A 12,679-nucleotide genomic window follows, 5' to 3' on the forward strand; every position below is an offset into this window, starting at 1 on the left:
GAGATTTGTGGCTTCAGTACATCCGATTCCATGTCATGAACCAACAGTCTCCTTTCTTTTTTACCTCCGTCAGGTACGTTGCCGCCCTGTTTGCGCTGCTGCTGACAAGCATCGCCTGGGGGCAGGCAACCGACGCCACCGTGACGGGTACCGTCCGCGATAAGGCCGGCCAAGTACTACCGGGCGTTACGGTGCAGCTTCGCAACGAAGCGACCGGGTTTAAAACCGGCACAGCGACGGGTGCCGACGGCCGGTTCTCGATGCAGCAGCTGCCGCTGGGCGGGCCGTATACGATCACGTTTTCGTACGTCGGCTACACGCCCCAGAGTCAGACCGGTTACCAGCTCAATCAAGCCGACCGCGTCACCGTCAACGCGACGATGAGCGAAACCGACCAGCAATTGCAGGAAGTGGTCGTGGCAGCCAGCAGCCTGAAAAACCGGACCGACCGGCTGGGGGCTTCGACCGCCATTACCGCCGACAACATCGCCAAGCTGCCCGTATTCAACCGCAGCTTCACCAACCTGCTGGCTCTGTCGCCGCTGAGCAACGGCACCAGCATTGGCGGGCAACTCGCCTCCTCCACCAACTTCCTTATCGACGGAGCCAGTGCGCGGAATAACCTGACGAGCGGGGCGCTGGGCAGCGGGCCTTTTTCGCTCTCGCTCGAAGCCATCCGCGAGTTTGAGATCGTCGCCAATGAGTACGACGTTACGAAAGGGCGGCAAGGCGGCGGTACGGTCAGCGCGGTGACCAAATCGGGCACCAACACCGTGACCGGCACCGCTTTTACGTATTATAATGCCGACGGCCTGTCGAGCCCGCGCGATATTCGGGGCAATGTCCGTACGGCCAATTTTACCCGCTTTCAGTACGGGTTTTCGTTGGGCGGACCGATCATCAAAGACAAACTGCACTACTTCGTGGCGCTCGACCGGCAAACCGAATCGGCTCCGTTTTACATCGCCGATATCCGCACCGACGCTGATGCCAACGCGCTGGGTATCAGCAAGGCGGTGCTCGACAGTGTGATTACGATTGGTCGCCAAAAATACGGCCTGAGCAACACGCAGCAGGTGGGCGAATTCAGCCGCGAGACGGTGGCCAATACGCTGTTTACTCGCCTCGACTGGCAGTTGAATGCCAAGCACACGCTGACGCTGCGCAACAATTTCAGCAACTGGAACAACCCCAACAGCAACAACGACAACTCGTCGATCAACCTGTTTGAGGTGTATGGCGGGTTCAAATCGCTGGAAAACAGCACGCTGCTCTCGCTTCGGTCCACGTTTAAGCCAACGCTGATCAACGAACTGAAGGTGCAGTATCAGACCGCGACGCGCAACTACGAGGCCAACAGCCAGCTTCCCTCGGCCAACATTCCCCGGGCTATTGTCACGGTCAACTCGATACTGCCAAACGGGCGCAACTCGAGTACGTCGGTGCAGTTGGGCGGGCAGCGGTTCACGCCGGAGCGCAACCTCGAAAACCAGCTTCAACTGGTCAACACACTATATCTGAACAAGGACCGCTACAACGTTACGTTTGGTACCGATAACACGCTAACGTACCTGGATACGTACATTTCCAACGAGCAGAACGGTCGGTTTATCTTCAACAACATGCGCGATTTTGCCAACCTGAACCCCTCGCGCTACGCCCGCGAAGTGCCCATCAACGGCATTCCGTCGGTGCAGCAGTACGTGCTGAACGCGTCGCTGTTTGGGCAGGTCCAGTTTAAACCTCGGGCCGACATGGACCTACAGGCGGGTCTGCGCTGGGACCTGACGAGCTACCTGACCAAAGGCGACTACAACTCGGTTGTTGAGCGCGAGCTTGGCCTGCGTACCGACGCCAACCCGACCGACTGGAACAACATTCAGCCTCGCGTGCAATTGACCTGGAACCCCGGCAACAAAAACCGCGACATCATCCGGGTAGGGGCGGGGGCATTCTCGGCCTATGTCATCAACTACGCGCAGGTGAACAACATCCAGAACAGCGGCACCAAAGTAGCGTCGATCGACGTGACGCGCCCGACTAACGCCAGCCAGCCGAATCTGGTGCCGCGGCCGGATTTTGTGTCGTACCGCAACGACCCCAGCACGGCACCGGGTATTCCCGCCGGAGCCAGCTATGTGTCGACGATCAACCTGAACGATCCGAACTTCCAGGTGCCGACGATCTACAAAGCCAACGTGTCGTACAACCACTTCTTCAGCGACAACGTGCGGATCGGGGCCAACCTGCTCTACGCGAAAACGGTCAACAACTACGTCTATCTTGATCGGAATCTGGTCGATCAGCCGTATTTCACGCTGGCCAACGAAGCCAACCGGGGCGTATTCGTACCGGCCAATACGATTGCCACCAACAGCGGGCAGACCAACAACGTGCTGGGCCGTAAGACGCAGGCCGTGGGCCGGACGCTGATGCTCACCAACGGCGCGAAACTACAAACGCTGACGTTTGTGCTCGACGGGGAAATTCGCCTGCCGCGCAATGGGTCGCTGGCCTTCAGCTATACCTGGAACGACGCCCGCGATAATACGTCGTACAACGGCAACGTGGCCAATACGTCGACGTTCCGGCCCATCAAGAGCGACCCGCGCGACCTGTCTGACATCAACTATTCTGACAATCAGTTCCGGCATAAGCTGGTCGCCTTCGGGTCGTCACCGTCGGTAGCGGGGATCGTGCTGAGCGTGCGGTTTACGGGTATGGGTGGTTCGCGCTACTCGCTGGTGGTTGACGGCGATATCAACGGCGATTTTGTGGGTGGCCCCGGTACCGACAACGACCTCGCCTTTGTATTCGACCCCAACAACCCCGAAGTGCCGCAAAGCATCCGGACGTCGATGCAGAAGGTGCTCGACAACCCCGACAACCTGGCTGCTGGCGCGATCCGCAACAGCATCGGCAAAATCTTCGACCGGAACGGCGGCGAAAACGGCTTCTACGGCACCTTCGATGTGCGGCTGGCCAAGACGTTCCGTACGTTCAACAAACAGCAACTGGCCCTCAGTGTCGACGTGTTCAATTTCGCCAACCTGCTCGGTCAGGTACTCGACGGGGTTACCACCCGCGGTGCCGAAGCGACCTCACGGCGCAACTGGGGCGGCAACTTTAACCTGGTCAACCAGACGCTGCTGACGCCCACGGGCTTCAACGCCACCACGCGGCAGTACACTTACCGCGTCAACGAAAACGTGGGTACTACCCAGAAACAGGGCACGCCCTATTCGGTACAGCTAGGGGCCCGGTATTCGTTCTAGTGAATACGTAAAGGTATGGCCCAACGGCCGCTACGGAATAAGCTTATTCCGTAGCGGCCGTTTGTGTTTGTTGCTAAGAAGTAGACGAAGGGCATTGCATAACCCACACAAGTGGTCTGGTGATGACCAACAGAGGGGGGCGATGGTAAAGACCCTCTTAAAGAGTTATAGTAGAAAGGTTGGTCCGGAACAAGCTAAAGTTGACGGCCTGATAAGCTCAATTAAATCACAGCGATCAGTTGCCTAAAACGTCTTTGAGCTTCTCATCCAACTGACTGTCGTTTCCACCATTGTACCGACCAACGATAACTCCTTTGGGGTCGATTAAGACCTTAGTCGGAAACGAATCGACGGCATACTTTCTGGCAATGCTCTTCTGACTACCAACCACCCTGTCTCCTTTCATCTCTGTATCCAGAATGTGTTTCCAAACGCCAATGCTATCTTTTTCAATGGCTGTTCGCCAGGCTACAGGCTTATCCTCGCAGGCAATACCAATAAACTCGATTCCTTTCTGGCGATAGGCCTGATACAGCTTCCGCAAATGCGGGTTGCCAGCCCGGCAGGGAGCGCACCAGCTACCCCAAAAATCCAGTAATACGTAGCGGCCTTTGTAATCAGCTAGCCGGATTGGGTGTCCACTTGCGTCGATGGCCGAAAAATCAGCCGCTATGGTTCCAACGGCCGTATTGGCTTGGTCAAGCATGGTGATTTTTTCCGCGATACGCTGTCCAATAAGGCTCTCCTGAATGTTGGGATTCAAACGACCATAGAGCCGACGAACGGAATCAACGGGCCAGGTCGATTTAAAAAAGTCCAGTTCATAAGCGCTGGCCCAGGAATTAGGATTATCCTCTATAAAACGATAACTGACCAACCGCTTGGCCACAGCGTTGGCTACAATTGCCTGATTGATCGAATCTTGCTGGCTCTGTCGGCTATCGCCATCGCCGGTTTGGGGACTCTGCTTGGCCAGTTGGGCTGAACGTTCCCGAAGCGAAAAGTACTGTTTCAGGTATGGCGCGTGAAGTGCAGTTAACCGATTGAACTCATCGTGGGTTTTCGACCCCTTCAGGGTGAGGCTTCTAAATTGATTGTGGACTGCCTTTACCTGCATGGTGGTCGGCTCCAGGAAAATCAGGGCAATATTCAGATTCTCTTCATCAGGAATGATCGTCCGATTGGTCTTGATAAGAGCTTTGGTGGGTTGGCTCAGTTGTCCTGTGAATATAAAGGCGCCTTGGGTGATCTGAGCGCTATCGAGCTTTTCTTCACCAGTACGGTCGACGTACTTCAGATAGATCCATTTAGCCGGTGACTGATCGAGCCGCCCGTGAAGGACAAATGGGGTCGTTTGCGCTGAGGCACTTAGCGTCAAGAGAAGCAACCCAACTCCAATACTCTTTTTCATCATGGCAGGTAGTAAGGTTGATCAGGGAGTTTGAGCCGAGCGTGCCGAAAAGATGCCCCCCCCCCAATATGTAAGTCGTCTATTTTGTTTTAAAAGCAAACAGACTTGTTTATTTAACTTGTATCGACATGGCTTTGCGGTGCGAGGTCAACCAAGTTATTCTTATGCACGGCAGTTGCTCCATGATTAAATTAGAACCCCGTCGTTGTATTGCATAGCTATATAGGCTAAAGGTGACAACAAAAACCCTTGCTGAGTAAGTGGTTTGAGCCCAGTAGCAGATGGGTATTGCGTTGGAGAAGTATATAGATCGGGCGGAAAAGGAATTTACGTGAAAGTAGCCGCCCACTTCGTTTTCATCACGTTCTATTTTGTGGCGTGATGCCACTTACGATTTGCTCCTCAAGCGAACAGCAGGCAGCCGTCAACGCAGCCGGAGGTGCCCAGTAAGCCGCGGGGGCGTACAAGAATGCAACAGACTGAGCTAAGCCAGCTGTAGCGCCCCGCTCAGCTGCAAACTGTTATCACGGCAACAATGACCGATATGTGCCGAGGCTACCTTGGTCCCCAGTTGCAGGATATCAAGCAGTCGAGCGAAAACGGAATTACTCTGATACATACAAGAAGTTAAGCTTGCCAAACAGGGAAAAAGTAGAAACTGCCCTGTTTTACAAACGCATACCTAGGGCGGGTAACGCTGAGATAGTATTCGATCCGAAATCTGCAAACAGCTACAGCTCCAGTGAACTTCATGAAAAAAAGGTACCTGTTTCTTCTGTTAATGGTGGCTTGTTCAGCATTAGAGGCTCAGCCTGTCAACCGTCTATACATCGCCAACGACGACCATACCGATTACATGTGGACGGCGAATGAAGCCACGTATGACTCGGCGTTTGTGCACATGCTCGACTTCTACCTGCACCAGATCGACTCGACCCGCAATAGCCCCGCCGACTTTCAGGCGCGCTTCAACTGCGACGGGAGCTACTGGCTGCGGGCATACCAGAAGTTCCGCTCGCCAGCCCAGTTCGGTCGGCTGATCGCTGCCATCAAATCAGGGCATATCAGCAGCCCGCTCAATACGCTGGTAAACACCTACGGCGCACAACCGACGGAAGCCGTACTGCGCGGGATGTATTACGCCGGTAGTCTGGAACGTACCCATAGCCTTCGGTTCAGACTGGCGCAGACGATGGAAAACAACACCATCCCGCTGGGTCTGAGCGCACTCTGGGCAGGGTCGGGCGCTAAATACAGCTATAAGGGCATTGGTGGTTACGGCAGTCAGATGACCTACGAATACCGCGACAACCGCCGCCACCAACTCTACCGCTACGCCGGTCTCGACGGGTCGGGCGTGCTGATGAAATGGTATACGTACAACGAAAAAACAGCCGCCCCGCTCGGGGGCTATGCCGAATGCCGACTGTTTCCGAAAAAGAGGCCTGCGGGTGTCAGTCAGACCGAAGAAATCAGCCGGGTTATTGCCAAACTGGATGCCTTGTGCGACACGGTCTCCCCCACATCAACGTACCCGTTCAGGGTAGCGGGGGCGTTTGGCTACGGCTGGGACGATCTGGAAACGTACGTCTCAAACCCGTTTATCCAGGCCGCCCGCAACGCCACCAACGCCACTCGAAAAGTACGGGTATCGAACGAAGAAGATTTCTTTGACGACGTAGCCCGCAGCTACCCCAACCTCGCGGCCGAATCGGTAAGCTACGGCAACGAATGGGACCTGTACTGTGCGTCGATGAACGAAACCACCGCGCGGGTACGTCGGTCGACCGAGAAGCTGCGGGCGGCAGAGGCGCTTGCCTCACTGGTGGCGCTAAAGAACCCCGGTTTCGCCCGTCAGCTTACCCCCGCCCGAGACCTGGCCTGGGAGTCATTTGGGATGTACTGGGAACACAACTGGACCGCCGACGGGCCCGTGAAACAGCCGGTCCGGGCCACCTGGCAAAACAAGATTCAGCGACAGATCACCAGCTACGTCGATTCACTGTTCAGGCGCTCCGTCGACGCGTTGGGTGCTCAACTCAAACGAGCAGCGAATCCACGATTCTTCGTCTTCAACCCCCTTGGCTGGACCCGTACCGACGTTGCCGATCTGGCTTACACAGGTACGTACCCGGTTCGGATCATCGATGCGTCGACGAAGCAGGAAGTAGCCAGTCAGCTAATCACCAAAGGCGGGCGTCGGTTTTTGCGCATCTGGGCCGAAAACATCCCGTCGGTTGGCTACAAAGTGTTTGAGCTAACGCCCGGAACGCCCGCCACCCGGCCTGTCGCCGCGACGGTTTCGGGCGAGTACATCACCAACAGCGATTACCGACTGCGGCTCAGCCCATCGGGCGCTATTACGGACATTCAGGATCGTAAGGCCAACGGGCGACAACTGGTAAAGCCCCTCGACGGCAAATACGCGAACGATCTGGGCGTGGGGGACGTCAACGCGGGCAGTCCCGTCGTTGCCGAAAACGTGGGGCCGGTGTCGGTCACGCTGAAAGCGGTTTCGCCGCTTCCCATACCCCACACGGTGCGGGTAACCCTGTTTGTCAGCGGCCGCAACGCCGGAGCGGGTCCGTCCCGCATCGAGATCGAAGACAGCCTTCAGGCCAATTTCAAAGACGTAAAAACGTGGACCTTTTCGTTCAGCCTGACCAACCCGACAACGCACCACGAAGAGCTGGGCGCTATTCTGACGGCCAAAAAGGAGACGCAGGGGGGGCACTACGCCGCCCAGAACGCCCGACTCGACTGGCAAACGTTCAACCACTTTGCTGACCTGAGCGAACCTACGTACGGTCGGGCCGCGTACGGTCGGGCCGCGTACGGGATTACGCTCTCCAACGTCGATTGCAGCTTCTTCAAGCTTGGCCAGAGCACTATCGATTCCCTGTGGGGTAGCTCGCCACAACTTCATGCACTGGCCGGGGGGCAGGTCGATACCAAGCGCGAAGACAAAGGCGCGTTGGGTATTCGGGGACAAAACGGCGAAACGGGCTTTCTGTACCAATTCGCACTCACTACCCATGCAAGCAGTTTTGACCCGGTCAACGCGTTGAGATTTTCGCTCGAACATCAGAACCCACTCGTGACCGGGCTCGTCACCGGCACGGCAGACACGTACCCAGCCCTAACGTTTTCGCTGTTAAAAATCAGCGACCCCAAAGTGCTACTCTGGGGCGTAAAACCCAGCGAAGACGGCATCGGGCAGGGGCTGATTACCCGCCTCTGGAACGTACCCGGACAGGCCACCACCGCCCGGCTGACGGCATCCAGCCCGATCGGTAAGGCCTGGCAAACGTCGCATATCGAAACCAATGAACGCCTGTTAACACCAACAGGCAGGCAGTTGCAGCTCCGGTTCAGGCCAACGCAACTCAATACGTATCGTCTCCTGCTCACAAACTGATTGACTCTTGAAAACACTGGCGATCGGTATAGACATTGGGGGCACCCGGACAAAAATCGGGCTGGTCGACCTGGCCAGCGGTGTGGTCGACGCCATGCTCGTTACGCCCACCGAAACCAAAAACGGGGAGCAGTTTCTGCAACGGATCGGTACTGCCATCAGCCAGCTCAAAGACAAAGCCATTGCCGAACTTACCCAACTGGCGGGGGTGGGCATCGGTGTGCCGGGCTTTGTGTTTGCCAACGGTGTCGTAGACTCCACGTACGGCTTTCTCGAATTCATGGAGGATTATCCGCTAGCCAGCTATATTCAGGAGCGACACGGGCTGCCCTGTTTGCTCGACAACGACGCCCGCGTGGTTGCACTGGGCGAGGCGACATTTGGCCAGGGGGAGAGGTTTAGCCGTGTTTTGGTCTTAACGCTGGGCACGGGCCTTGGGCTGGGTCTTACGGTCGATGGCAGGCTCGATGGTCCGCTGCCCTATGCTCACATGGGCGGCCACCTGACCATCACCACCAACGATACGGTTTGCTACTGTGGCAAAACGGGCTGTCTGGAGTCGCTGGTATCATCGGCCGGTCTGCTGCGTATCGCGAACCGGCTGGGCTGGTCGCCGGAGCAGGCGGGTTTGCCACCAACGGCCGAGACGATTTTCAACCAGAAAAAAGCGGGCAATCCTCTCGCTGGGGCCATTGTGGACGAGTACATCGGCTACCTGCAAACGGGGATCGACAACTACGTAAACCTATATGCCCCCGACATCATAGTGCTGGGAGGCGGCATGGCCAAGGGCCTTACGGGCGAAACCGACAGGCTGCACAACGCCCGTTTACTGAGCCCATACAAAGCGTATAAAACCCGCGTGACCATTTCTGACCTGGAAGAGAAGGCGGGCATTGTGGGCAGTGCCCTGCTGTTTAAACCCGAACGACTAGCCCCCTTACCCAATGAAAGCTAAACCTGACAACTGGATTGTCTATTCAATAGCGGCAGCGTTTTTCTGGGGAACCTGGGGCGTGGTGGCCAAGCTTATTTCCGATCAGGTCAGCCCGTTTACCAATCACCTGCTGTTTAGCATCGGTATGCTGTTTACGCTGCCACTGATTCTTAACAAGGTCAAACGTACCCAGCCCAACCGGAAAGGGATCATTTGGGGACTGGTGGCAGGTGTGCTCGCTGTGATTGGCAATGTGGCGGTTTACCAGTCGTTTACGGCGGGCGGTTTAGCTGCCATTGTCATCCCCGTTACAAACCTCTACCCCCTGGTCACGATCGGCATCGCCCTGCTGGTGTTCAAGGAAAAACTGAACTGGATCAACGCAATCGGTATCCTGCTGGCCATTCCTGCGGTGCTGTTGCTATCGGGCGAATCGCTGCTGTTCGATGACCCGGCGGCCTTCTTCCAAACCATCGGCCTCAATGCCGGAGCCGACCGTCGGTGGCTGCTCTATGCACTCGTTGCCCTATTTTTCTGGGGCGTGTTCAGCGCCGCCCAGAAAGAAACGACCAATCATATCTCGGCCGAATGGTCGTACGTCAGCTTCATCGTCTCGTCGGTGGGTATTGCGCTGCTGTTCATGGCGTTTGGCCTCGTCGATCTCGGGCTGTCGGCTAAAACGCTGGGCCTCGGTTCGCTGGCGGGTATGCTCAATGGGCTGGGCGTTTTGGCTAGTTTTGCCGCCTACAGCGCTGAAGGAAAAGCCTCGAAAGTAACCACTATTGCCGGTACCCTTCAGCCCGTTTTTACCATTGGACTGGCCCTTGTTTTTCTGAATGAGCACCTGTCGCTCATCGAGTCGCTGGGCATTGGGCTGGCCATAGTGGGTGCCCTGACGCTATCGTACGAGACGCCTAAACCACAGCCCGAACCCCTTGAAAACGCATCAATGCAATAGCTTTGTTTGGAGATGAACCCTGTACTGAACGAAATTTTAGAGATACCCGCCCGCGCCATCGACGCGTTGAACACGCCGGTTGACGCCTTGCCGCTGCACGTAACGTACCTGGGCATGGGCTCGTCGTACTTCGCGCCGCTGGCCTTCAAGTACATAGGCGTGCCCATCAACCCGGAGCTAGCCTCGGAGTACTATTATTATCTGGCGAAGGGTAAAAAAGTGCCGCTGGCCGTGCTGCTGTCGCAGTCGGGGCGCAGCAGTGAGGTGCTGTGGTGCCGCGAGCTGTTCGAGCAGTATGTGGCAGTGTCCAACTACACTGACAGCGACCTGTGTACAGCCCCCAACGTAGCGCGTGTCGTGCCTATTGGGGCGGGCGACGAGCATTATTCCTCCTCAAAAACCTACGTAAACACGCTCTTGACCCTGTTTAAAGGGTTTGGTTTTGACCCCCAATCAGCGGTGGCGTTGCTGGCCGACCGGTTTGAGCAGTACCGGCAGCAGGGCCAACAGCTCGCCGATCAGCTACTGGCCGTGCGCAATCAGTACCCCATTCACGGCATGTACGTGACGGGCAGCGGGCCCAACATCGGTACGGCCTACGAGGCGGCGCTGATCTTGAGCGAAAGCACGAAGCTGAATTTTCACGGCCTGCCCATGGCGCAGTACGACCACGGCCCCAAAGAAACCGCCCAGAACAGTATCGTCATCCAGATCCTGACGAAAGGACCGGCTTACGAACGTACCCGGCGCCTGTCGGAGACGATCGCGAAAGCGGGGGCGCATGTATTTACGGTCGAGACCGACGTTGAGGAGCCCTTTTCGGTCCTGCATACCATCGTGCCGTTCAACTTCGCGGCTTACTACATGGCCGAAAAACTGGGCATCGGCGAAACATTTGTGGTCGGCGGTAAAGTCACGGAAGCCGACTAACCGTCAAAAGCGCCCCTGCAACAGAAATTGGTCGGTACGGGCGAAGAGGAGCGAGAAAAAGCTGAAATCGCTCTTGTTGGTATCGACCCGTTTTTCGAGCCGTAGGACCGGGCTACCGGGGGCCACCTGTAGTCGCTCGGCTATAGCCAGGCTGGCAGGAAGCGCCTGAATTTTCTGCTCGCCGCCCGTAACGACGAGTCCGTATTTTGTCCGCAGCAGGTCAAAAAACGAACGGTTCTCCATCCGTTGACGGGCCAGATTGGGTACGTACCGATTCGGCAGGATCAGCTTTTCAGAAAAGACTGGCGTGCCATCAACCGACCGCAACCGTTCCAGACAATAGTAGGTTGTGTCGGGCTGTTCACCGGCAGGAAAAAACAGCATATCGTCTGGAAACGGACAAAGCGTGGGTTTGGCCAGGATCGTCGTTGTGATCAGGTCGGCTGGCAGGTCATCGGGTGCTGCGGATTTGTCATCGGCCTGCACCGTATGCGTTTTCAACGACATGACGCCCAGCCCAATCGGAATCGACTGCACTATGCTTCCTTTCCCCTGATGTTTTTTGATGTAGCCCTCCTGCACCAGCAGCGACAGCGCCTGCCGAATCGTCGGTTGCGTCAGTCGGTACTGTTGCTGAAGCACACTTTCGGAAGGCAATAAATCTCCCGCTTTGAACACGCCCCGGATAATATCCTGCCGGAGCGCTTCATACAGATGCTGGTATTGGGGAATGCGATTCGGTTGGTCAGCCATAGTGTCGGTAAAGATACACGCTGGCTAATAGTGCTGTAAACTTATAAGACTATGTAGTAAAACTTGATATTTATCCTTCTCACAATCAAATTTTTAATTAATTTTTCTACAACTTATTATAATAAGTTTTGTGTTTATTCATGGCTGTCTAGTACATTCGATTTCAGAATTGAAGAGAGCGTATGAGTCAGTGGTTAACGGATAAACGGATCGTCGTTATTGGCGGCACAACGGGCCTGGGGCTTTCGGCGGCCAAAGCGTTTGTAAACGAAGGGGCGCAGGTAGTGGTAGTGGGGCGTAATCCCGAACACTGTGCTGAGGCCGAACGGCTGCTCAATGGGAAGGGGCTGGCCATTACCGGAGACGCCACCGACCCCCAAACGGCGGTAAAAGCCATCAACCTCTGCCAGTCAATTTTCGGCGGTTTCGATGGGCTTTACCACGTAGCGGGCGGCAGTGGGCGGCGCTTCGGCGACGGGCCGTTGCACGAGCTGACGCTCGACGGATGGAACTATACGTTCTCCCTGAACCTGACCTCGCTCATGCTGTCGAATCAGGCGGCAATTCAGGCGTTTATGGCGCAGGGAACCGGCGGGAGCATTCTGAATATGGGCTCGGTGCTGGGTTACTCGCCATCGCCGGCTTATTTCGCCACACACGCCTACGCCGCCACCAAATCGGCCGTGATCGGCTTTACAAAGTCGATAGCCGCCTATTACGCCAAAGACAACATCCGCGTAAACGTGCTCGCCCCGGCGCTGGTGGAAACACCCATGGCGCAGCGGGCCGCTCAGGACGATACCATCCTGTCGTTTATCCAGACCAAACAACCGCTGGCAGGCGGGCGCATTGGCCAACCCGCCGACCTCGACGGCGCGGCGGTCTACTTTCTCTCCGACGCCTCAGCCTTTGCCACCGGTCAGATCCTGTCGGTCGACGGAGGCTGGAGCGTCAGCGAAGGGCAGTTGTAAGTGCTAGCCCTAACCGATTCGTGTCC

The 12,679-nt window shown here is 56.3% G+C and carries 8 protein-coding genes; 6 read left to right on the forward strand and 2 right to left on the reverse strand.

Annotation, left to right across the window (positions count from 1 at the left end; genetic code table 11):
• The first annotated feature begins 35 nt into the window (after nucleotides 1–35).
• Nucleotides 36–3,275 (forward strand): TonB-dependent receptor, encoded by a 3,240-nt coding sequence (locus FAES_RS11975; protein ID WP_015331473.1) that lies wholly within the window; start codon nucleotides 36–38, stop codon nucleotides 3,273–3,275.
• 235 nt (nucleotides 3,276–3,510) lie between these two features.
• Here the strand turns inward: FAES_RS11975 and FAES_RS11980 are convergent, their stop codons facing one another.
• Nucleotides 3,511–4,686: a TlpA disulfide reductase family protein gene (locus tag FAES_RS11980; protein ID WP_158408774.1), complete on the reverse strand. Its 1,176-nt coding sequence runs from the start codon at nucleotides 4,684–4,686 to the stop codon at nucleotides 3,511–3,513.
• 751 nt (nucleotides 4,687–5,437) lie between these two features.
• On the opposite strand from FAES_RS11980, the gene FAES_RS11985 reads away from it, so the two are divergent.
• From FAES_RS11985 to FAES_RS12000, 4 genes are read left to right on the forward strand one after another with little or no spacing between them, the layout of a single operon-like run.
• Entirely contained in the window at nucleotides 5,438–8,104 is a 2,667-nt protein-coding gene (locus FAES_RS11985; RefSeq protein WP_015331475.1) for a glycosyl hydrolase-related protein, read from the forward strand.
• Between the two features lie 7 nt (nucleotides 8,105–8,111).
• Nucleotides 8,112–9,062 (forward strand): ROK family protein, encoded by a 951-nt coding sequence (locus FAES_RS11990; RefSeq protein WP_015331476.1) that lies wholly within the window; start codon nucleotides 8,112–8,114, stop codon nucleotides 9,060–9,062.
• Nucleotides 9,052–9,999, forward strand: coding sequence for a DMT family transporter (locus FAES_RS11995; RefSeq protein ID WP_015331477.1), 948 nt, complete (start codon nucleotides 9,052–9,054; stop codon nucleotides 9,997–9,999). The genes FAES_RS11990 and FAES_RS11995 overlap by 11 nt, the downstream gene beginning before the upstream one ends.
• Nucleotides 10,000–10,011: 12 nt before the next feature.
• Entirely contained in the window at nucleotides 10,012–10,929 is a 918-nt protein-coding gene (locus FAES_RS12000; protein ID WP_015331478.1) for an SIS domain-containing protein, read from the forward strand.
• A gap of 3 nt (nucleotides 10,930–10,932) precedes the next feature.
• On the opposite strand, the gene FAES_RS12005 is transcribed toward FAES_RS12000, so the two are convergent.
• Nucleotides 10,933–11,682, reverse strand: coding sequence for a GntR family transcriptional regulator (locus tag FAES_RS12005; RefSeq protein WP_015331479.1), 750 nt, complete (start codon nucleotides 11,680–11,682; stop codon nucleotides 10,933–10,935).
• 182 nt (nucleotides 11,683–11,864) lie between these two features.
• On the opposite strand from FAES_RS12005, the gene FAES_RS12010 reads away from it, so the two are divergent.
• A complete protein-coding gene (locus FAES_RS12010; protein WP_015331480.1) occupies nucleotides 11,865–12,653 on the forward strand; it encodes an SDR family NAD(P)-dependent oxidoreductase in 789 nt (262 codons plus the stop codon).
• Nucleotides 12,654–12,679 lie beyond the last annotated feature (26 nt).

The sequence above is a fragment of the Fibrella aestuarina BUZ 2 genome (genome assembly GCF_000331105.1).
GTDB classification, from domain to species: domain Bacteria; phylum Bacteroidota; class Bacteroidia; order Cytophagales; family Spirosomataceae; genus Fibrella; species Fibrella aestuarina.